At 43.7% G+C, this 21,970-nt stretch carries 19 protein-coding genes; 13 read left to right on the top strand and 6 right to left on the bottom strand.

Features of this window, described 5'->3' with window-relative positions; translation table 11 throughout:
- The first annotated feature begins 48 nt into the window (after positions 1-48).
- From BK127_RS32730 to BK127_RS32740, 3 genes are all read left to right on the top strand, one after another.
- Entirely contained in the window at positions 49-1,209 is a 1,161-nt protein-coding gene (locus tag BK127_RS32730; protein WP_076236297.1) for a Gfo/Idh/MocA family protein, read from the top strand.
- Positions 1,210-1,258: 49 nt separating this feature from the next.
- Positions 1,259-1,981, top strand: coding sequence for a ThuA domain-containing protein (locus BK127_RS32735; RefSeq protein WP_076236298.1), 723 nt, complete (start codon positions 1,259-1,261; stop codon positions 1,979-1,981).
- Positions 1,982-2,258: 277 nt separating this feature from the next.
- Positions 2,259-3,362, top strand: a complete 1,104-nt coding sequence (locus tag BK127_RS32740) for a Gfo/Idh/MocA family protein (protein WP_076236299.1) — start codon at positions 2,259-2,261, stop codon at positions 3,360-3,362.
- Positions 3,363-3,514: 152 nt separating this feature from the next.
- Here the strand turns inward: BK127_RS32740 and sspI are convergent, their stop codons facing one another.
- Positions 3,515-3,718, bottom strand: a complete 204-nt coding sequence (gene sspI / locus BK127_RS32745) for a small acid-soluble spore protein SspI (RefSeq protein ID WP_076236300.1) — start codon at positions 3,716-3,718, stop codon at positions 3,515-3,517.
- 168 nt (positions 3,719-3,886) lie between these two features.
- Between sspI and BK127_RS32750 the strand changes: the two genes are divergently transcribed.
- The 6 genes from BK127_RS32750 to BK127_RS32775 all read left to right on the top strand — a co-directional run bounded on the left by BK127_RS32750 (position 3,887) and on the right by BK127_RS32775 (position 12,061).
- Entirely contained in the window at positions 3,887-4,546 is a 660-nt protein-coding gene (locus BK127_RS32750) for a potassium channel family protein (RefSeq protein ID WP_076236318.1), read from the top strand.
- A 4-nt stretch (positions 4,547-4,550) separates the two neighbouring features.
- The gene (locus tag BK127_RS32755) at positions 4,551-5,414 is read left to right on the top strand and encodes a TrmH family RNA methyltransferase (protein WP_076236301.1); all 864 of its coding nucleotides are present in this window, start codon (positions 4,551-4,553) and stop codon (positions 5,412-5,414) included.
- Positions 5,415-5,454: 40 nt separating this feature from the next.
- Complete coding sequence (locus tag BK127_RS32760) at positions 5,455-5,769, top strand: hypothetical protein (RefSeq protein WP_076236302.1); 315 nt, start codon at positions 5,455-5,457, stop codon at positions 5,767-5,769.
- 260 nt (positions 5,770-6,029) lie between these two features.
- Positions 6,030-7,484, top strand: coding sequence for a class I SAM-dependent DNA methyltransferase (locus BK127_RS32765; protein ID WP_076236303.1), 1,455 nt, complete (start codon positions 6,030-6,032; stop codon positions 7,482-7,484).
- Complete coding sequence (locus tag BK127_RS32770) at positions 7,481-8,692, top strand: restriction endonuclease subunit S (protein ID WP_076236304.1); 1,212 nt, start codon at positions 7,481-7,483, stop codon at positions 8,690-8,692. The genes BK127_RS32765 and BK127_RS32770 overlap by 4 nt, the downstream gene beginning before the upstream one ends.
- Entirely contained in the window at positions 8,693-12,061 is a 3,369-nt protein-coding gene (locus BK127_RS32775; RefSeq protein WP_076236305.1) for a DEAD/DEAH box helicase family protein, read from the top strand.
- Positions 12,062-12,855: 794 nt separating this feature from the next.
- Here the strand turns inward: BK127_RS32775 and BK127_RS44100 are convergent.
- Together BK127_RS44100 and BK127_RS32780 are read right to left on the bottom strand one after the other, a co-directional pair.
- Positions 12,856-13,116, bottom strand: coding sequence for a GyrI-like domain-containing protein (locus tag BK127_RS44100; protein ID WP_179097685.1), 261 nt, complete (start codon positions 13,114-13,116; stop codon positions 12,856-12,858).
- A 231-nt stretch (positions 13,117-13,347) separates the two neighbouring features.
- Positions 13,348-13,899 (bottom strand): TetR/AcrR family transcriptional regulator, encoded by a 552-nt coding sequence (locus BK127_RS32780; RefSeq protein WP_076236306.1) that lies wholly within the window; start codon positions 13,897-13,899, stop codon positions 13,348-13,350.
- Positions 13,900-14,047: 148 nt separating this feature from the next.
- Here BK127_RS32780 and BK127_RS32785 point away from each other — a divergent pair, with 148 nt between their 5' ends.
- Positions 14,048-14,965: a ketopantoate reductase family protein gene (locus BK127_RS32785; RefSeq protein ID WP_076236307.1), complete on the top strand. Its 918-nt coding sequence runs from the start codon at positions 14,048-14,050 to the stop codon at positions 14,963-14,965.
- A gap of 317 nt (positions 14,966-15,282) precedes the next feature.
- On the opposite strand, the gene BK127_RS32790 is transcribed toward BK127_RS32785, so the two are convergent.
- The 3 genes from BK127_RS32790 to BK127_RS32805 all read right to left on the bottom strand — a co-directional run bounded on the left by BK127_RS32790 (position 15,283) and on the right by BK127_RS32805 (position 18,406).
- Positions 15,283-16,173: a hypothetical protein gene (locus tag BK127_RS32790; protein ID WP_076236308.1), complete on the bottom strand. Its 891-nt coding sequence runs from the start codon at positions 16,171-16,173 to the stop codon at positions 15,283-15,285.
- Between the two features lie 340 nt (positions 16,174-16,513).
- A complete protein-coding gene (locus tag BK127_RS42710; protein ID WP_256711550.1) occupies positions 16,514-16,834 on the bottom strand; it encodes a LysE family transporter in 321 nt (106 codons plus the stop codon).
- Positions 16,835-16,894: 60 nt separating this feature from the next.
- Entirely contained in the window at positions 16,895-18,406 is a 1,512-nt protein-coding gene (locus tag BK127_RS32805; protein ID WP_076236310.1) for a hypothetical protein, read from the bottom strand.
- Positions 18,407-18,709: 303 nt separating this feature from the next.
- Between BK127_RS32805 and BK127_RS32810 the strand changes: the two genes are divergently transcribed.
- From BK127_RS32810 to BK127_RS32830, 3 genes are all read left to right on the top strand, one after another.
- Positions 18,710-20,038, top strand: a complete 1,329-nt coding sequence (locus BK127_RS32810) for a tetratricopeptide repeat protein (protein WP_144026636.1) — start codon at positions 18,710-18,712, stop codon at positions 20,036-20,038.
- A gap of 710 nt (positions 20,039-20,748) precedes the next feature.
- Positions 20,749-20,892 (top strand): nucleotidyltransferase domain-containing protein, encoded by a 144-nt coding sequence (locus BK127_RS45865; RefSeq protein ID WP_372237397.1) that lies wholly within the window; start codon positions 20,749-20,751, stop codon positions 20,890-20,892.
- A gap of 18 nt (positions 20,893-20,910) precedes the next feature.
- Complete coding sequence (locus tag BK127_RS32830; RefSeq protein WP_179097687.1) at positions 20,911-21,579, top strand: aminoglycoside adenylyltransferase domain-containing protein; 669 nt, start codon at positions 20,911-20,913, stop codon at positions 21,577-21,579.
- Positions 21,580-21,970: the final 391 nt, after the last annotated feature.

Here is a 21,970-nt window from a genome sequence, read left to right on the forward strand (position 1 = left end):
TTACAGATGAAAATCCAGTGTGAAACTTTGAAGGAGGCGGATTCTAGTATGAAGCAAATTAATATTGGGATGGTCGGTTATAAATTTATGGGCAAGGCACATAGCCATGCTTACCGTGATTTACATATGTTTTTTCCGAAGATTGCCAAGCCGGTTATGAAGCTGATCTGTGGTCGTGATGAAGAGGGTGTCGCTCAGGCAGCTGAACAATTCGGTTGGGACGGTTATGTGACGGATTGGCGGGATTTGTTGAATAACAAAGATATTGATGTGATCGATATTAATGCCCCAAGTAATGCGCATATGGAAATTGCTTTGGCAGCGGCAAAGGCTGGCAAGCATTTGTTCTGCGAGAAGCCGCTGGCGCTGACACTGCCGGATTCCAGAGAAATGCTCAAAGCTGCAGAGGATGCAGGCGTGAAGCATATGGTGGGCTTCAATTATCGTTTTGCACCTGCTGTGATGCTGGCCAAGAAGCTGATTGATGAAGGCCGTTTGGGTGAGATTTACCATTTCCGTGCCTGGTTCCTGCAGGATTGGATTGTCGACCCGGATTTCCCGCTGGTGTGGAGACTACAGAAGGAAATTGCCGGCTCTGGTTCACATGGAGATTTGGGCGCACATCTGATTGATTTGGCGCATTATTTGATCGGCGGCATGACCGAGGTGATCGGGATGAGCGAAACGTTCATTAAAGAACGTCCCGAGCCTACATCGATGACAGGCTTGAGTGCGAAGGGAAGTAAGGATGCGCCAAAGGGTCCGGTTACGGTCGATGATGCGACATTGTTTATGAGCCGTTTTGCCAATGGCGCGCTCGGCAGCTTCGAAGCAACACGGTTTGCACCCGGACATCGCTGCACGAATTCGTTCGAGATTAACGGCAGCAAGGGCAGTGTAAAATTCGATTTTGAGCGGATGAATGAGCTGCAGGTTTATTTTACAGACGATGCTGAGGATGTTCAGGGCTTCCGCCGCGTGTTGGCAACTGATCCTTCTCATGCCTATATGGACGCTTGGTGGCCAGCCGGTCATACCATTGGATATGAGCACACCTTCATTCATGAGGTTGTCGAGCTGATGCAGGCATTGGAGGAAGACCGTCAGCCTGTGCCTAATTTTGTTGATGGTGTGAAGTGTCAGGAGGTACTGGAAGCGGTAGATCGTTCCATTGCGGAGCGCCGTTGGGTGCGAATTGACGAAGTCTAGAAGTCAGCTTACAATCATCCAATCTTACTAATTAAAGGGAGCGTGCAGAATGAAAAAAGCATTGATCGTTCAAGGCGGTTGGCAAGGTCATCAGCCTAAGGAAGTATCTGAAATTTTTCGTGTTGTTTTGGAGGAAGAAGGCTTTGAAGTTGAGGTGTCCGATACACTGGAAGCTTTTGCCGATGCCGAGAAGCTACTAGGGCTTGACCTGATTGTACCTGTATGGACGATGGGTGAGATTGATAAGCAGTACGCCAAAAATGTATCGGAAGCCGTACAAAGCGGAGTTGGACTAGCTGGCTGCCATGGTGGTATGTGCGATTCCTTCCGTAATAATGTGGACTGGCAGTTCATGACGGGCGGCAACTGGGTAGCTCATCCGGGCAATGATGGAGTGGAATACGTAGTTAATATTAAAGGCAGCACAAGCCCGCTCGTAGAGGGCATTGAAGATTTTACAGTATCCAGCGAGCAGTATTACCTGCATGTAGATCCGGCTGTAGAGGTATTGGCGACTACAAGATTTCCTATTGCCGAAGGCCCTCATTCCTTGAACAAGGCAGTCGATATGCCTGTGGTCTGGACCAAACGTTGGGGAGTCGGACGCGTGTACTACAACTCGCTCGGACATCAAGCCAACATCATTGACATCCCGCAGGTTAAACTGCTCATGCGTCGTGGCTTCCTATGGGCGGCAGAAGGCAAGACTCAAGCAAGTAACAAGGCATCTGCCACTGCAGCTTACTCAGGTATGGGTGATAGTCAGGTTTAAACCAGCATTCATATGTATTAGAGGTTGTTCAAAAAGCCATCTTTTGATCACGAAGTTATACACGTTGCTGACTCGGCATCGAATCTTGCATTCAGGCTCGAAGTGCGGTGCTCATTTAGGTATAGCCTAAACTCCGCTCCTCCTTCTTTACAGCTTACGAAGCGAGTTTTCAGAGAAAACTTTAACTACTCGGTGCTGAAAAGCCGACTTTTTGAACACGTACTATTTAGTAAAAGTGAAACTTATTAAAATTGGCAAGCAGAGAGGAAGCATTGAAATGGAAAAGGTACGTGTAGGTATAATCGGCTGCGGCAAAATCAGTGCTATTTATTTTAAAAATTGCCAAACATTTTCGGCTTTAGAAGTTACAGCGTGCGCTGATTTGAACGTAGCAAGAGCAGAAGCGAGTGCAGAGGAGTTTGGTATTGCCAAGGCTTGCTCAGTTGCCGATCTATTGGCGGATCCAGACATTGATCTGGTCATTAATTTAACGATTCCGGCAGCTCATGCTGACGTATGTATACAGGCGCTCGAAGCAGGTAAACACGTGTATGTGGAAAAACCGCTAGCGGTAACCCGCGAAGAGGGTCAACGGATTTTGGCTGCTGCGAAGAAGAACGATCGATTGGTGGGCAGCGCACCGGATACTTTCTTGGGTGGCGGTATCCAAACTTGCATCAAGCTAATTAACGATGGTTGGATCGGAACTCCAATTGCTGCCAGCGCATTTATGATCGGTCGCGGTCATGAGCATTGGCATCCGGACCCTGAGTTCTATTATGCGCCAGGTGGCGGCCCTATGTTCGATATGGGTCCTTATTATTTGACTGCTCTCATTGCTTTGCTTGGCCCAATTCAAAGGGTGACGGGCTCAGCCAAAATCTCTTATCCAGAGCGGACGATCACCAGCGCACCCAAATTTGGGCAAAAAATCAAAGTGGAGACACCTACACATGTTGCAGGCGTGCTCGATTTCCACAGCGGTGCTATTGGAACGATTATTACAAGCTTCGATTCCTTTGGCGGTTCGCAAGTGCCGCGCATTGAAATTTACGGAAGTGAAGGCACGCTGAGCGTACCAGATCCGAACACATTCGGTGGGCCTGTATTGGTACGTCGTCACGATGCGAAGGAATTTAGTGAAGTACCGCTAATTCACGGTTATGCGGATAACAGCCGTGGCCTGGGCGTGTTGGATATGGCTTTTGCCATTCGCAACGGCAGATTGAACCGCGCCAATGGAGAACTTGCGTATCACGTTCTGGAAGCGATGCATGGTTTCCATGATGCGTCCGAGCAGGGTAAACATTATGTGATGCAAAGCACTTGCGATAAACCTTTGCCATTGCCAAGCGGATTGGTTAGAGGCATATTGGATTAAGCTTTCATCATTTGTTAAAGAAAAAAGCCACGGTGGACCGAGCCGCTTGCAATCGCAGCATTCGGATCCAGACAGTGGCTTTTTACTATTTGCTTAAGCAATCTGTGGGACCAAGCGCTGAGTCTACACAGGATCCATTCGTTCCACGAATGTTAAGCCAAATGCTCCTTCAAAGCCGTGACCATTTGCGATTGAGCACTTTTTTCGCTGTGCTGCCAAATGATTTCGAACAATACACCCAAACCGGGTAGCACCTGCTCAGCCCCACCGACAGAGTCCTCGATAATACCCGTCAGCTCGTCATCATTTTTATCCGTCACGCGTTGAATAATGGCTTCTCTAAGGGTAATGTTCATAGAAGTTTCCTCACTTTGCTCACTGAATTTACTTGATATAATATGTGCCAAATTGCTGTGGTTCATGCTTGGTTATGGAGAAATCATTTTATGGTATAATAAAGCACAATGGAAATACGTTCAGCTGAAAAGTCAAACCGTGATTGGATAGAAGGGTGGTAGTTGTCCGTGAAAAAGCAATTTGCCGTTATTGGCTTGGGTCGTTTCGGTACCAGCGTTGCCAAAACCTTGTCAGGATTGGACTTTGAAGTATTAGCTATTGATAGCAATGAACATCGGATCCAGGAAATATCTTCGGTAGTTACCCATGTTGTACAGGCGGATTCGACAGATGAAGAAGCGCTCCGAGCATTGGGGCTGCGTAATTTTGACGTTGTGGTTGTCGCTATCGGTGACGATATTCAAGCAAGCATTCTCACGACCATTATCGTAAAAGAAATCGGAGTACCCAAGGTTATTGTCAAGGCTCAGAATGAGCTTCATGGCAAGGTGCTGAAAAAAGTCGGTGCTGATAAAGTTATTTATCCAGAGCGGGACATGGGCCAACGGGTAGCGCATCATTTGATTTCCAAGAACATTATTGAATATATCGAGCTGTCCGAAGACCATAGTATTGTTGAAATCAGAGCCTCTCGGGATATGGTTGGCAAAAACCTGCGACAGCTGGATATCCGTGCCAAATATGGCTGCAACGTCATCGGAATCAAGACAGGTGTCAAGATGAATATCGCTCCTAACGCTGAAGAACTGATCGATTCTGAGGATATATTAATTGTTGTTGGGAACAATGAAGATTTACAAAATTTTGAAAAAACGTTTGCGGAATAGCAGGATGAAGAGGAGTAGTGAAGCGTTGATTACATCTGTACACAATCCGCGTGTCAAAGCGTGGGCACAGCTGCTGGACAAAAAAGGGCGGGACCAGCAGCAGCAATATATGATCGAAGGCGTGCATCTCGTGCAGGAAGCATTGGCTTCCGGTGTCAAGATCGAGGTGCTCGTCTACGCAGAGGAGCGGCAGCAGTCTCTGCCTCCGGGAATGCTTCAGTCAGCAGAGAGTGCTGACATTGAATGTATCGCCGTTAGTGAGGCGGTATTAAATAAATGTACGGATGCTTTAACGCCGCAGGCGGTATTTGCCGTGCTGCCCAAGCTGAGCTGGAAGCCGCAGGATTTGCTTCAGCCCTATGAGATTGATAGAAAACATTCAACCTCTAGTAAAGAAACCTCCGCGGCTTCAGCTCCCAGCCTTGTCGTCGTCATCGATGGTGTGCAGGACCCTGGTAATCTCGGCACGATTATTCGCAGCGCGGACGCTGTAGGTGCTACCGGTATTTTACTGGGCAAGGGCACTGTTGATTTGTACAATCCGAAAACCGTTCGTTCCACGATGGGATCGCTGTTCCATCTACCGATTGCCTCGGGAGACTTGGTAGAGTGGCTGCCTTCAGCCGCTTCGCAAGGCGTTGCTATTGTGACTACCAGCCTTCAAGCTACAGCAAGCTGTTATGAGTTCGACTTCCGTCGTCCGGTCTGGTTCGTCATTGGCAATGAGGGACAGGGGGTATCGCCCGAGGTATCACGTCTTGCAACAGAGCATATACGGATACCGATGCAAGGAAAAGCAGAGTCGCTGAATGCAGCAATGGCAGCGACGGTTGTGCTTTTTGAGGCTATGAGGCAGAGGGGATTGTAACGTCAGCGTTCAGCAAAAGTGTTGTGAGTTATGGTTATAATTGAGAAGCATTTCGTCAATAGATGAGTTATTCGGCATCAGTGACAATGCACTATTCCATTATAAAATGGAAGGCTTCCAATTCAACTATACCTATCTTCCGAATCCGGCAGAGGTGTCCGTAACGGCTATGCCGGTTTTCATTGCTCTTCAGCGGCTATCTTCGTATCGGGAGAAGATCATGATTTTGCCGGCAGTGTCTGCCCTGATGCTCATGATAGAAGATCTGGGCCTTATTCCGCTTGCGGCAGTCCGGTATAGCGGCTCGAATCGTGCAGGAACGTTAATTAAAGCTGCAGCTGCTACAGTCGGATGACCGGAGAGCGGCGGATTGGACGCAGAGATGTCTACGAGGGTACACAGCAGGGGCTGTTTGTAGATTTCTACTGGCCGCAGGTCATGGCATAAACGGATGAACTGCAGCGGTCATTCGTTGATCAAGGAAGCAGGATTATATTTCCTTCATAGGAATGAATATGTAAGCTTGTAAATGAAGTAAACAATGGCCTAGGCAGGAAAAAGGTCGCATACTGTCGAACGTTATTTATATAGTAAGTAGATCAAAGGAGCTAAGCAATGATTACAGGTGAATTGAAAAATAAAGTGGATCGTCTATGGGAAACGTTTTGGACCGGAGGCATTACGAACCCGCTGAGCGTGATCGAGCAGTTTACATATTTGCTTTTTATAAAAGGGCTGGATGATGCCGAGACACGTAAGGAAAATGAATCTCAGTTGTTGTCAGTACCATTCGTTCGGACCTTTCCGATTGACAAACAGCATTTGCGATGGGAGCGATTCAGGAGCCAAGATCCTCAACAGATGTATAATGTTGTGTCTGGTGAAGTGTTTCCATTTATCAAAAGTCTTCATGGTGACAAGGATTCGGCCTACGCGAAATATATGGGTGATGCGATCTTCATGATTCCGACGGCGAGCATGCTTGTTCGCATTGTGGAGGGCATTGCCACAATAGATATGAATGATCGCGATACGAAGGGCGATTTGTACGAGTATTTACTGTCCAAGGTGGCTACTGCCGGCACGAACGGTCAGTTCCGCACGCCGCGGCATATTATCGATATGATGGTGGCATTGATGAAGCCAACGCCTGAGGACATTATCGTTGATCCGGCTGCAGGTTCGGCGGGTTTTCTGGTATCAGCAAGCGGATATTTACGTCAGAACCATGCGGATTTATTCCTTGTCCAAGGATTGAGGGATCATTTTAACAATGGGATGTTCTATGGGTTTGACATGGATCGGACGATGCTGCGTATTGGTGCGATGAATATGCTGTTGCATGGAGTAGACAATCCGAATATCGAGTACCGCGATTCATTGAACGAAAACAACACCGACAAAGAAAAATATACATTAGTTTTAGCCAATCCGCCTTTTAAAGGATCATTGGACACGGATGCAATTGCAGCTGATTTGCTGCGTGTGACTCGAACGAAAAAGACGGAGCTATTATTTCTGTCGCTGTTCCTACGAATGCTTAAGGTGGGAGGGCGTTGTGCGTCTATTGTACCTGACGGTGTTCTATTCGGAAGCAGTACCGCACATAAGTACATTCGCAAGGAGATTGTGGATAATCATAAGCTGGAAGCGATTATTTCGATGCCAAGCGGGGTATTCAAGCCATATGCTGGCGTATCAACGGCGATTATTATTTTCACCAAGACAGGGGCAGGCGGTACGGATAACGTGTGGTTCTATGACATGAAAGCTGATGGTTATTCGCTTGATGATAAGCGTAATCCAGTTGAGGCGAACGATATTTCAGATATAGTCGCGCGTTACAGTGATTTGAATGCTGAGTCGGGTCGTCTGCGGACTGAGAAGTCCTTTTTCGTTCCGGCGGATGAAATTCGTAATAATGCTTACGATCTTAGTATTAATCGATACAGAGAAACGGAGTGCAAGGAGGTTCGTTACGAGGACCCGAAGGTTATTTTAGCCTCTATCAAGCAGCTAGAGGACGAGATTGTAGAAGGTCTCGCAGAACTGGAGGCGTTGTTGGGGTGAGGTTAGAAAAGTTGAAGTTAGGAGAAATTGCTAAGATTTCAGCTGGAACGTCAGCGCCAAAAGATGAGTATTTTGGGGATTCAGGTCATCCATTTATTAGAGTTAGTCATCTTGATGATTTAATATCTGGTATTGATATAAATCGAATTCCTAAAATTAGCGAGGAAATTGCAAATATAAATAAACTAAGGTTGGTTAAAACAGGGACAATCTTACTTGCTAAAAGTGGAATGAGTTGTTTGAAAAATAGAGTGTATCAATGCGTAACTGATTCATACATAGTTAATCACTTAGCTACAATTGAAATAAATGAGAAGTTAGCGGTTATTGATTATGTACAGAAATTTTTAAAGTGGTTTAATGTGAGTAAATTAATTGTAGATGAATCTTACCCGAGTATTAGAACTTCAGATATTAGTGAGATTGAGGTTTATTTGCCACCATTTGAACAACAAAAACAAATTGCAACCATTTTAGACAAAGCCCAAGCCTTAATCGATAAACGAAAAAAAGCAATAGCAAAGCTCGATGAATTAGTCCAAGCTGTGTTTTTAGATATGTTTGGGGATTTGAATAAAAATGAAAAGAAGTGGAATATTTCGCAGCTTTCTGAAGTTGCAGTGATAGCTTCAGGGGTAACTAAAGGGAAGAAATATAGTAATAATGAGCTCATCTCAGTACCCTATATGCGAGTTGCAAATGTACAAGCTGGTTATGTGGATTTATCGGAGATAAAGGAAATATTAGTTTCTCTGAGTGACGCAGAAAGATATAAATTATGTTATGGGGATGTTTTGTTAACGGAAGGTGGAGATCCTGATAAGCTTGGAAGAGGAGCTGTTTGGACTTCGAAAATTGAAAACTGTATTCACCAGAATCATATCTTTAAAGTACGTGTAAACGACAAAATTCTTAACCCGTATTTTTTTAGCTCATGTGCAGGTAGTGATTATGGAAAAAAATATTTTTTGAAGATGGCTAAGCAAACGACTGGTATTGCAACTATCAATATGACGCAACTCAAAGGGTTTTTAGTATTTCTTCCTCCTATTGATTTGCAAGATCACTTTGAAATGATAATTAAGACGATTGATTTCAAGAAGAAACAAATGCAAATTCAACTCCAACAACTAGAATCCAACTTCAATGCGCTGCTGCAAAAGGCTTTTAAAGGTGAATTAACAGTCAGGGAGGTTGTGACGGTTTAAATGGGAGAGCTGCGGGAGCTTACGAATTTCGGGTTTTTAAATGAGAATGCGACATATAGTAGCTTTGCAAGTGCATGTATAGAGGCGGAGAAAGCGTTGGTGGTGAGTCCAGCGACATGTGCGATTCTAAGCCGGCGAGCACTGGAATTGGCAGTAAAGTGGCTCTTTACTTATGATAGCGATTTAGAAGCACCGTATCAGGATAATTTATCGAGCTTGATTCATGATGCGACATTTCTAAGTGTCATTGATCAGGAAATGCTGCCGCTGCTCAAGTATGTGACCAAACTTGGCAATGTGGCTGTACATTCGAATGCTACCATCAATCGGGGAGAGTCTGTATTGTCTCTCCGTAACTTGTATCAATTTATTAGCTGGATTGACTATTGTTATGCGAGTGACTATGTGGCTCGCAGCTTCGATGAGCAGCTTCTGATGGAGGCGAACAGCGAACAGGAGCAGGTACGGCCGCAGGAACTTCAAGATCTGTATGACCGCTTGGGATCGAAGGATCGTAAGCTGACAGATATGATGAAGGAGAATGAAGAACTGCGCAAGCAATTGACCCAACGCCGGGTCGAGAATACTCAAGAGTATGATTTCGAAATGGATGAGATTAACGAATACGAGACTCGTAAGCGTTATATTGATCTGGATTTGAAGCTGGCGGGTTGGACATTTCGTAACAATGTACAAGAAGAGTTCAAAGTGCAGGGTATGCCTAATCAGCAAGGAACTGGCTATGTAGATTATGTACTGTTCGGAGAGAATGGCAAGCCCCTTGGACTTGTGGAAGCGAAGCGTACTAGTGTGGATGGGAATATAGGCAAACAGCAGGCGAAGCTGTATGCGGATTGCCTGGAGCAGCGCTATGGACAGCGACCCGTCATTTATTATACAAATGGGTTTCAAACACATATTTGGGACGATCAGCAGTATCCCAGTCGAATTGTTTCGGGTTTTGCTAGTCAGGACGAGCTGCAACTGCTTATGAACCGCCGCTCGATACGTAAGCAACTGCAAGAGGTACTGATAAATAATACGATTGTTAATCGGACGTATCAGCATGAAGCGGTGCTGGCTGTGTGTGATGCGCTGCATAAGGGGCAGCGGAATTCATTGCTCGTCATGGCAACGGGCAGCGGTAAGACAAGAACGGCCAGTGCATTGGTAGATGTGCTAAGCCGACACAATTGGGTGAAAAATGTTCTTTTCCTCGCCGATCGTACGACACTTGTGAGACAAGCCAAGAACAGCTTCAGTCAGCACTTACCCGAGATGACATTATGCAATTTACTAGATAGCAAGGACAACCCGGAGACAGCGCGAATCTTATTCTCAACCTATCCAACGATGATGAATACCATTGATGAAGCCAAGCGGAAGGACGGCAAAAAGCTGTTCACGGTTGGTCATTTTGATTTAATTATTATCGATGAGTCGCATCGCAGCATTTATAAGAAGTATCAGGCGATATTTGATTATTTTGACGCCATATTGATGGGATTGACCGCGACACCTAAGGATGAAGTAGATAAGAATACGTATGATGTTTTTCATTTGGAAAATGGTGTGCCGACCTATGCCTATGAACTGGAACAAGCGGTTAAGGAAGGTCACTTGGTGGACTACCGCACGTTGGAAACAACGACGAAGCTGCTCGACGACGGTATCCGCTACGACGAGCTTTCTAAGGAAGAGCAGGAACACTATGAGGATATTTTGCTGGAGGATGAAGAGGAAGAGCCGCATGATATAGATAGCTCTGCTATAAACGAGTGGTTATTTAACAGTGATACGATCGATCGTGCCTTGCAGCTCATTATGGATAGAGGGCTCAAAGTTGAAGGTGGGGACAAGCTTGGTAAAACCATCGTATTTGCCAAAAATCATCGTCATGCTGAAGCAATAGTAGAGCGATTTGATGTGCTGTATCCGGCATTGAAAGGACACTTTGCCAGAGTGGTTGATATTAAAACGAAATATGTTCAATCTCTTATTGACGATTTCTCTCAGTGGAGCAAGCTTCCGCAAATAGCTGTATCGGTAGATATGTTGGACACAGGTGTGGATATTCCAGAGGTCTTAAACTTGGTGTTATTCAAAAAAGTGCGTTCAAAATCGAAGTTCTGGCAGATGATTGGTCGCGGTACACGTTTGTGTTCAGACCTCCATGGTATTGGTGAGGATAAAAAAGAATTCCTAATATTTGATTTGTGCAGGAATTTTGAGTATTTTCGGGCAAATCCAAAAGGAACGGAAGGCCATGCCGTATACACATTATCAGAGCAATTGTTTAATGTACGGGTGCAAACCGTGCGTGAACTGCAGCATATGCGGTATCAGGAGGCAGCTTATGCTGCGCATCGGTCGGAAATGGCTGATGCGTTGAAAGAGCAAGTAGCGGTGCTGAATGAGGAACATTTTCGGATTAGACAGCATATTGAGTATGTACATAAGTTTCAAAAGGCTACATCATGGTTGTCGTTAACGGATACAGATGTTGGTGATTTGCGTGAGCATCTGGCGCCTCTGGTCGTGTCGCTCAGTAATGATGAATTGGCCAAACGCTTCGATTACGTGATGCTGTTAGTAGAGCTGGCTAGGCTGCAGGGCGATCAGGCGATAAAGCCGATCCGTAAAGTAATGGAGACGGCAGAGAAGCTGTGGAAGCTGGGGAGCATTCCGCAGGTAGTTGCGAAGCGGGATGTGATTGAGAAGGCAATGACCGTGGAGTTCTGGGAAGAAGCGGATATCTTCGAGATGGAGAGGGTACGTGAAGCACTCCGAGAGCTGATCAAGTTTCTGGAGCGGGACGTGCAGAAAATATACTTCACCAACTTCAAGGATGAATGGAAGGGAATAGAAGAGGGCGGCGGACTGTATGGAAGTAATGACCTGCAAAATTACCGCAAGAAGGTGAGTCAGTATTTGCAAGTGAATAAGGACCAAATGGCTATCTACAAGCTTCGTAATAACAAGCCGATTACGAAGCAAGACTTGAAGACGCTTGAGCAGATTCTATGGCAGGAACTTGGTACAAAGGCCGATTATGAGCGGGAATATAAGAACATGCCTGTTTCGAAGCTCGTCCGTACTATTGTGGGACTAGATATTGGGGCGGCCAATGAGGCTTTTATGGTATTTCTACAGGAAAATCGCTTGAACGTGAACCAGGTGCGGTTTGTAAAGCTGATCATTGATTTTGTAGTGCGTAATGGATTAATCGAGAAATCGGTTCTGCAGGAAGAGCCATTCCGTTCAGTCGGTAGTATGGCGGAGCTATTCAGCAGCAATATGGATGATGCTCGCAGTATTATTGGAGTTATTGATGCTATTAACGCGAACGCTGAGGTTGTTGGGGCTTAGAGCATGGCGATAATCCTAAGAGACGGCTTCCTATAGTCGTCTCTTTTAGATTTAGTAGATATCCACTTACTGGGAGGCGTTAGGATGGCATTTCTAAAATGCTCCGATTGTAATCATATGCTTAAGGCTGTACAAATAACCCGATTCAAAGAGGGGAGTAGCGAAGTCTCGAATATACCCCGACAGGTATCCGAAGTTCGGAGTGGTTACCTGTAGACTCAGTCTTCGTTGGTCTCCCAGAGGGAGCTTATTGTCCCTCATGTAAAGCGATAGTTGTTCTTGATAAAGAGGAGGATTCAAGAATTCCAGGTGTGTTCAGCGGAGACTTCTCTTGAGATTGGTCGAAGCATTACCGCGAATGTGGCCAGAAATTGCATTATATCAGTTTAATTACCGGGAAACTCCGCGTTATTATTATACGTTCATTATTTAGAACTATTTTATGGAAAAAGGGAAAGTTCCCAGATAGGAAATCTCATTTTTATCACTTTTATTTCCAGGTACATTACAAATTATCTCAATTAATATCATAATTATAACGAATTATCTCAGTTATTAATGATATTTATCTCAAATAGACGTTAAAATACTCTGGGATTTTAGCTCTTTTTAGTCTCAATTATAGCCGTTACTCACAAGTGTGAGTAATAAAGTATTGCTTTGTGATTTTTGTCAGATGATAAAAAAGTCTGGAACCAGTAAACAATGTATGGAACCGCAAATGAGTTGTTCTTAATTTATTAAAACGTCTAGAGGGTAGCCTGATGAATTTATATCTGAGCTATCCTCTTTTTTTAAAATTTACGAGGTATGGGGCAGGCAATTTCCAAATCAATGCTACTTTCGCATTCCAGACAATTGTGCCACACCACCATATGGGGTACCGAATTAGGTACACCACTCCATTTTAAATAATCGTCGAACTCTTCGAACAATCCAGGAATACTTGCCCTGCTTGTTGTTTCTCTAAACGATACGACAGTTAACGGTTCGAGCCTCTTAACAACCACCTCATGTAGGGGCATCCCGCCGTCTTCCCGTTCGATCTGCTGCAATATTTCAATTTTACATATGAAGAGCAGGAGATTCTACCATAAAATCCGATTTTGCATTTTAAAGGTAAAGGTTGAAATTCCATCACAAAATCCGAATACCCAATTAAACTAATATAAAAACTGATTTACTACAGTAGGTTAGGTCAGTCTTTTTGGAGTATATTGTGTAAACAAGCTTATGCGCGCTTTTTTATTGTTATACAACATATGGATTTGGTTTGAATGACAGACTCATTCTTTAAAATAGGGAGTAATCCCTCTTGAATATAGGTTCTCCACTAACTTGAAAAATTCTTCTGACGATAAATCCTTTTGACGCTGGAGCCAAAGACGAAATAAAGAAAGGGAAGTTGTCAGGTAAAACTCAATTAAGTATGGCGTTAAGGAATGGTTTTGCGGAACGTTTAATTCTAATTGATCCAAAGTGATTTCTTTTTTTAAGCGTTTTAAAAAACGGGTACTTCCATAATCACCCAAAAGGGCATTAAGAACCAGGAGATGTTCTCTTTTGTCCAGACAATAGAGCGTATCTTGAACCGTATGCATCAATAGCTCTTTATTCGCCAATTCTTTTTTTAATTCATTCAATAAGTCATTTTCAACAGAGTCTAACAATTCGTAAATGTCAGTAAAGTATTGATAAAAGGTGCTGCGGTTATATCCTGACTTATTCGCAATTTCCTGAACCGAAATTTTCTCAATCGGCTTTTGGCTATATAACTCACAAAAAACTTCTACAAACTTTTGTCTTGTTTTCTCCGTTATTTGGGGTTGCTTTTTCATGTTTCCCTCCTACTAGCGAATAAGAATATCATCCGACAAATAATAAAAAACTGATGGTTGATCAAGGAATAATAAAGATTTATAATCACATCATACAACATGTTGTCTGATAATCAAAAGGAAATGTTAATAAGTAGGGGTGGTTTTAATGTCAGCAAAACAAGATAGATTTTTATTTTTTGGTGCAGGTGTCATCGGGAGCATGTACGCAATTAAGCTCATTGAAGCAGGGTTTGACGTTACCCTGTTTGCACGTTCTAATAGATTTAAATCATTAAGAGAAAATGGCCTGCAATATAAAGAAAAAGGTGCAGTTAGATCGATACAAGTGAATGTCATTGATACGCTCGAAAATGACGATGTATACGATTTTATTTTCGTTACCGTTCGTTATGATCGGTCCGAATCAGCGTTGTTAGCGCTAAAAGATAATCAAAGCAAAAATATAGTTACGATGACTAACAATCCAATTGGATTTTCTTCGTGGCTGGATATCGTAGGGGATAGACTTTTACCAGCTTTTCCCGGCTTCGGCGGACAGATTAAAGATGGAGTATTGCATGCTCGATTTCTACCAAAGATTATAGCGGCAACTGCATTTGGAGAAATTAATGGTGTAGTGACAGAACGCATAGAAAACCTCGCAAAATTATTTAAAACAGCAAAGCTTCCCTACGTTATTAAAAAGGATATGCAAGCGTATCTAATCACACATTCCGTATCAGACATTGCCATGCTGAGCTTTTTGCATTCTGAGAATAAGATAATTGACAAAAAAACAGCCAGAAAGACGGCACGCAAAATAACAGTCACTTTAAAAGCGTATCTAAGGGCAATACAAAAAGCTGGCGTTTCAATTGATCCACCAATGCTTAAAATGGTGCTTAAATTTCCAAACTTATTTTTGGATCTTTTCTTTATGACATGGCTACGAACTAAAATGGTTAGGGATATGATGTTGCCGGATTATGCGAATAATGCTAACAATGAGATTGTGCAGCTGAGTAATGATTTAATGAAATTTTTAAGTCAAAATGACATCAAACCGGAAATACATGTTCAGTAATAGTTTTTTCGTAGCATCCTTGACTAAACTAACGGGAAACGATAATTGAACAACAACAGCGGCAGTCTAAGACTTTATGTATCAAGTCTTGTTCTGTCGCTGCTTTATTGGACCCAGTCTAAAACTTATTTTTAAGAAGCTGATGATTTTTTAATTCATAAACGTTAACTGATCTTCCAATGCCTCTCTTGCTACTTGCTGCGCATAGGAATACCGAGCGATCGCCCAATTTGTCCTGCGTTTAAAATGGTGAAGCGAAGCTTTAGCTCCGTGTTGCCTTGAACTCCTTATAACCATGTTGCATCAGGGCCGTAAAATCAACCGTCCGACGGGGCGTACTTACCCACGTCCGGCTCGAATGCCGCTCCACTCGCCAGGTTCAGCTCCACGTGGGTGGTTCCGCGATCGTCGGTCAGCACGATCATTCGCGACCCGACGACGGGAACGCGGTCGTCGCTGGTGCGCATGTGTGCTGGTACGACACGTGGAGCACCGTCAACGATATAATTTACCTCAACCGTGAAAATCGGCAAATTAAAGAGCCAACTGTTAGTAAAATTCACGGCGGTCAACGTCCCGGTGTATGACGAACCCTCTACGCGGAGTCGCTCGATGTCCGCCTGACGCCGCCGGGCGTGGGCGATAGAGCCGGGCAACCGCAGGAGCGTGATGGCGGCCCAGAGGGCGAAGCTAGCTCCGACGACGGCGCCGAGCTCAAGCGGGATCGTCGGCGATGTCGCTATGGCCTCGAGGTCAAAGGGGCGCGATGGGTTGCTTGTCAGCGTCCAGAGCAGGAGGACTCCCGCGACTGCTGCGAGCCCTCCTGTTACCGATAGCGTCGCGAACAGGCCCGCTACCCTGGTCTGTCCGAACTGCTCAATCGATCGCGAGTACACTGCACCGGTCGTACCGATCGCGACGAACAGCAGCAAAACGGCGACGCCCACTGTGACCGGATGACCGAGGAGCATGTTGATCGCCGGTGTCGGCGCCATGCCGAGCAGTGCGCCGAACGGCACGGAGCCTGTCAGCGCCCACAGTACAGCGGCTGTAATCAGCCACGGTATCAGCGGAGCAGCGCGTCCGACGCGACGTCCCGGCAGGAGCATAGTCATTCGTCCGTTCTTATCCGTGGTGGAGAACAGCGGCAGCGTCTCGATATGTTCTTGCTGCCCGTGCTTCTGCTGACCCTCCGCAGCATCCCTCATCGACATCGCCCTCCCGAGGAAGATACTCGCACCCTGAGCGGCGGAAGGGGATTCCCCGCGACGCGGCCGGGACAATCAACTATAAAATGGAGGAGTTTCTTCCCTTTTTCTTCCTCATTATTAAACGTTTTTTTGTAGGTGTTATGATATTCTAGGTGCCGTAATAGAAAGTTTAACTTCCTGTTATCTTTGTACTCAGCCATACATAACTTCACCCCCAATATTTCATATCTATATTTTACCACTATAAGGTTGTCCGCTGTAAATACCCCCAAGTCGACATGCATTTCAATATGGCGTGAGCAACTAACAGGTACGATAGTTGAACGGAACAAGCAGATCACCGCGCAGCAGCAGTTCCTTTCGCATTTTTCGCCGATAGTATCGTTAAACTGAGCCATAAACTTGTCCAGCCTCCATGGGCTTGGGCTTCCACGTATCTCGCAGTGTTCTGAAGGCGAGGTACAACAAAAAGACTGACCCCGATCAGAGCGAGGGAAAGATAGAACAAATCCCCAAAGAACGCTCCAAATCCGATCATAAATGAGTGCTTAAACTCACGCTCCATCCGTGTTTTCATAATGGCTATATTGACCATGCCAAGATCGAAGCACAGGGATAATGAAAAAAATCCTTGCGCGCCTACTTGTAAAGCATCCACTCTGCATCCCGTATCTCTATCTGTTTGAAATTACCCAACAGCTCGAAAATTCATCTTTAATTACTCCTTTTTTCTCTTTTTTCTCCCGCCAAATCCTCCTTTCCCTTTTCCTTTTACTTTCCCTTTTCCTTTTCGTTTTTTCTTAACTTTTGCCTTATATGGCGTGTCTATCTCAGGCAGGTCGGGTCTTCGCTCCCTTGAACTTGGAAGCTCCCGTGGTTCGGATCTTGAAGCCCGAACAGGTGGTTTACTCCGAGGGACCCGTAGTGTATCCGGATCTTGAGTATCTCCCCAGCGTCTTCCAGTTGCGGAGCGACTGCTTGATGTCGATGAAGAAAGGTAATTGCCATGTAATATTCCTTTATCGTCTTTGGTCACATGCATGGCTGGGCTGGTCATCGCAAATGCTTCCTTATGAGTAATGACCTTATTTCGGGCAAGGTCATGAGTGCTATGAAAGGCCTTTTCTGCCGACTCCGTCATTCTTCCTTCTGACAAAGGATAATCGGCGCCATGGAGGATTGCTGTATTCGTTTTGGCTTCGTCGGCTCGTATATTTCCAGCGCCGACCGAGACTTTATCAATGGCTCTGGTAAGCGCAGCAATCGCATGGGATCGCTTATTTTTGGCTTTCAATTCTAAGGCGGAGTCAAAAGACGCTTTTGCCTCTTTTGACTCTTTATGATCAGGTCCAGCCGTTGAAGTAATAAAACGATTAAAACTTTCCAGGGCTTCTGGCGTAGTTGCCGTTTCAATTGCTGACCCAAAAATTCTGGCTATGTTACTATCGGCGATAATATGGTTCCGGCTTAAACCTAAACTGCTCATGTTAACTTTCGCTTCCAGGTGTTCGATACCCCCGAACGTGGCCGAATGATCGGAACGGGAAGTGTCTCCACCTTCTCTTTTACGAAGACCCGTATCAACTCTTTTGGGAATTCCTTTTCTTTTGTACTTGGCGACGAAATCTGGAAGAGGATCTCGACCAGGCACCATGACGTCAGTTCTTGGTTTTGGTTTGCCACTGCGCGGTACCCTGCCTCCAGAGATGGATGGAGATTCCCCTTTTTTGACAGCTCTTTTATAAGAGGTTCTACCCCCTTTTGAAGCTCCACCCCCATCTGCCTGATCCGCGGAGGGCTCTACAGGTTTAGAGAGTGGGATAAGTTCTGTTCCTTTTACGGTATAAAAATTGTCGAGATCTTCGTGTTTTGTCATCAGATCAATCAATCTAGCTTCGTCTGTATCCCTTTTGTACAGTTTATAGATACTGGAAGTTTCGATTCTCGAATACGGCTTATTGGATGCGTTCATGACTACTCGTTGTACCGCTTGATTGTCAGACTGTCTATTTAGAATAACTGGCTTTTCTCTAGTCTTTGCTTGTATCGGTTTTGACGGCAGCGAATCAAAAGATTGCAGATACTGCATTGTTCCTCTATTGCCAATCGTATTCTGTAGTTGCATAATAAAGGAAGGGGATAAATCGGCCTGAGGTGTCTTCACGGTAGAATTGCCTGAAGGGGAGTGCTTTGAATTCTCTCGCCCTTTTGGATCGTGAGTGTGAAACAAGATCGCACCTCCTAAATAAAGATTATTATACATATTCTACATCTTATTTCTTTCCCCTTTTTTTCTAAAATTGCTTGATCGGCAGGATGACAAATGAACAATTATATGAGTTTTTCTAAATCCCCGATTTGGGATCTTCAGCGCCGGTATTTCGAAGAACAAGGCATAGAGGCATGGAGAGATAGTGAGGTTCCGTATTATATTACGAATAATTCGTTATTGGCGAACGCTTATGTGGAGATGGTATTCGGGTTTTTGAAGGATTGGGCCCGAGATGGTAACGATGTAAAGGAGCCCATATATTTGCTGGAGGTGGGTGGCGGGACCGGACGCTGCGCCTATTTCATGCTTAAATCGTTGGAATCCCTCTATATGCTGACAACGGAATCCTTGCCACCTATTCGTTATATATGGACCGATTTGCCTCAAAAAAATGTTGATTTCTACGCTTCACACCCTCGGTTTGCAACATTTGTGCAAAATGAAACACTCGATTTTGCTAGATTCGATGTTGAGCAAGACAATGAACTGTACCTTATTCATTCCAAAAAGTTGATTACAACGTCCAGCCTAACTCAACCCATTATTGTAATTGCCAATTATTTTTTTGATAGCATACCTCAGGATTTGTTTTTCTTTCGGAATGGACAAGCTTTTGAATGCCAAGTTTCGCTGGAACAACCAGAACCGGAGAATACAGATTCGATAACAGAATCTTTGACGAATCTGCAGTTAAAGTACGGATACTTGAGAGTAGAAACTATTGATACAGGAAATCATTATAAAGATCAACTATTAGAAGAGTATCAAAAACAAATCGCGACTTCCCATGTTCTAGTTCCCTTTGTTGGGTTCGACGTTCTTGAACGTATTCGTCGATTTTCTCAAGTAGGGTTTATGTTGCTATCAGCAGATAAAGGACCCTGCAATTTGCAAGAGCTGGACGGACTGGATACACCCAAATTGGTCACTCATGGCAGTTTTTCATTGAACGTTAATTATCATGCAATGGGTTATCTCTACGAGCTACAGCAAGGGAAAGCCCATTTCCCCACGCATAAACAGAGCCATTTGAATACAGTTTGTTTGCTTATGGTACCAAATGCCGATGCATTTGGGGAGACTCGGCAAGCATATGCGAGATATGTCGACAGATTTAGTCCGGATGACTATTTCCAATTAAAAAAAGCTTTTTTTCGACACCTAGATCATATGGATTTTCACGAAATCTTGTCATTTTTGCGTCTTAGCTGCAATGATCCACGACTCTACGTCCAATGCTTACCCAGATTATTAAAATTGTCATCCGAACTTCGAGATGCCGACAAACATACGTTGTTTACACTCACTGAACAGGTATGGGATTGGTACTACGATATTGGGGACCAAGAAGATTTAGCCTTTCTGATAGGAACTCTGCTATATCAAATGGATTTTTATGAAGAGGCGATAGAATTTTACCAGAATAGTCTGCAAAAAGATGGACCCTTATATTATAATATGGGCATCTGTTATTATCGGTTGATGAAAGACGAGGAATGCCTTGCCTGCATGGAATTGAGTCTGGGATTGGATCCGGAAAGCGTAGATGCAAAAAGAATTATCCATGAATTAGAGCGGAATGACATATAATCTGAAAATGAACATAATTCGAACAGGAGTTGCTTGGATGAAAAGAGTCAATGTGGCTTCTGCTTTAATTTACGATGATCAAGGTCATAAATTCGCACCAGTGTTTATTATGGTCTATGTTATGTACCCCGCAACTCTTGTTAGCTTATTTTTATGTTGGTTTTCAAATTCCGTTTGGATAGAGGTATTCTCATTTGTATTAGTTGGTATTCCAATAATTATCGTTCATAGACCGATAATTTAAAACGCTCTGAAATTACGCTTATGCAGAATATTCTTTGCGCATTCAAAGATAAAGTTCCACGACCAGGGAAATCCCCAGATGCTTATTACGGCTATGTTACCAATGATTATATTCGTCCAGTCTTTAGAAACCAGGGGATCGGATCCAAAATTCATCATGCTATGGAAAATTAGTCAAAAGAAAATGAAGTAGAGTTTCTTATACTTTGATCAGGAATTTGATTACAAATTTACGAACGAGGAACGATATCGCAATAACCAGGGAGCAGATCGCCATGCGGCAGCTGCTCCCTGGTTTCGTTGAAGTAACTGACAGTAATGTTCAACAGAATATCATTAATAAAACTGGATAAAGACAAGAAAGTTTTTTCTCTATATAGGAATGTTTACAACATTTATAATTAGACTTAAGAATGGAGATTGGATCGGAGGAGATCACCATGTTACCTTCTTTAGTTGAAAAAACAATGTATCTGTTGTGTAGTTCTTTAAACGCTCGCATTTCGAACATTGAATCAGTTTATCTTTACGGCTCGGTTGCGTTAAAAGACTATATTGAGGGTTCCAGTGATATCGACTTCTTAGCAATTGTTCGAAATCCACTTACTTAGTCTGATATCCAAGCAATCGTGGCGGCACATGAAGAGGTTGAGGTTGTGATCCCAAACACTGGAATTATGGGGGCTTACATACTCTTCGATGACCTAGAGAATAAGCAAAATGAAATTAGTTCCTTATTGACTTACTATGATAAACAAATAAATACAAATGGCTTGGGAGCAGATATAAATCCGATTACTTGGTGGATATTAAAAAAACACGGTATTAAGATTTATGGCACCGACTTAACGTTCAATTACGATTTAGAAATTGCTTCTCTGCTCGAATATGTAATTAGTAACCTAAATAGCTATTGGGTTAATTGGATAAATAGATTAGAGAAAAAATTGTCGTTTGATAATTTATCGGAACAAGACATCAATGTTGAGCAACTTGATAAAGCAGTTGAGTGGTGTACTCTCGGTATGTTGCGACAACTGTATACATTAAAAGAGCATGATATAACAAGCAAAATTGGATCTGGAAACTATGGCATTACTGAATTACCAGAAAAGTGGAACAGACTTATTCATGAAGCAATAGCTATAAAGCGACTTCAAACCAATCGTTATTATAAATCACAAATTCAAAGATTGACTGACCTATTAGCATTTCTTAGATTTATTCATTTGGAAGCTAATCATGTATATAACAATTCTATTGATTCTTTAAACTATAGGAGAACGTTAACACAATAACACCAGGACGAGGCTGCCAGCACGATCGGCAGCCTCCATTACGTTGACGGGCATTTTTGTTGAAGGGAAACTAATAATGCTATAGTTATCCTAAAAATGGAATTAAAGGGGGGTATATGATTTTAAAGGGTTTAACTAGTGTTAAAAAACTTTGGATTGCCATAGGCATTATTCTTGTTGCCTTGCTTTCATTCGTCTCTTTCGCTTACTTGTTACCAGTTAAAAAAACGGTTCCCGAAACGAGATCGGTTCCTTAAATTCACTCCTTACTTATCGTGCGTAATGGTTTCCTTGTACTTAGCACCTATTTTGCTCCTTACCAAGAAGGTGATGGCGTATTTTATCAAGTCCATTCCGTGACGAAAAGTATTACTTCAGCATTAACGGGGAT

This window comes from Paenibacillus sp. FSL H7-0331 (genome assembly GCF_001956045.1).

What these genes read in the sequence shown, in the direction of transcription:
- BK127_RS32765 (WP_076236303.1), top strand. Translation starts at nt 6,030, where the DNA reads ATGATTACAGGTGAATTGAAAAATAAAGTGGATCGTCTATGGGAAACG.
- BK127_RS32790 (WP_076236308.1), bottom strand. Translation starts at nt 16,173, where the DNA reads ATGAGGGATGCTGCGGAGGGTCAGCAGAAGCACGGGCAGCAAGAACAT.
- BK127_RS32785 (WP_076236307.1), top strand. Translation starts at nt 14,048, where the DNA reads ATGTCAGCAAAACAAGATAGATTTTTATTTTTTGGTGCAGGTGTCATC.
- BK127_RS32780 (WP_076236306.1), bottom strand. Translation starts at nt 13,899, where the DNA reads ATGAAAAAGCAACCCCAAATAACGGAGAAAACAAGACAAAAGTTTGTA.
- BK127_RS32755 (WP_076236301.1), top strand. Translation starts at nt 4,551, where the DNA reads ATGAAGAGGAGTAGTGAAGCGTTGATTACATCTGTACACAATCCGCGT.
- BK127_RS32740 (WP_076236299.1), top strand. Translation starts at nt 2,259, where the DNA reads ATGGAAAAGGTACGTGTAGGTATAATCGGCTGCGGCAAAATCAGTGCT.
- sspI (WP_076236300.1), bottom strand. Translation starts at nt 3,718, where the DNA reads ATGAACATTACCCTTAGAGAAGCCATTATTCAACGCGTGACGGATAAA.
- BK127_RS32735 (WP_076236298.1), top strand. Translation starts at nt 1,259, where the DNA reads ATGAAAAAAGCATTGATCGTTCAAGGCGGTTGGCAAGGTCATCAGCCT.
- BK127_RS32775 (WP_076236305.1), top strand. Translation starts at nt 8,693, where the DNA reads ATGGGAGAGCTGCGGGAGCTTACGAATTTCGGGTTTTTAAATGAGAAT.
- BK127_RS45865 (WP_372237397.1), top strand. Translation starts at nt 20,749, where the DNA reads ATGTATCTGTTGTGTAGTTCTTTAAACGCTCGCATTTCGAACATTGAA.
- BK127_RS32730 (WP_076236297.1), top strand. Translation starts at nt 49, where the DNA reads ATGAAGCAAATTAATATTGGGATGGTCGGTTATAAATTTATGGGCAAG.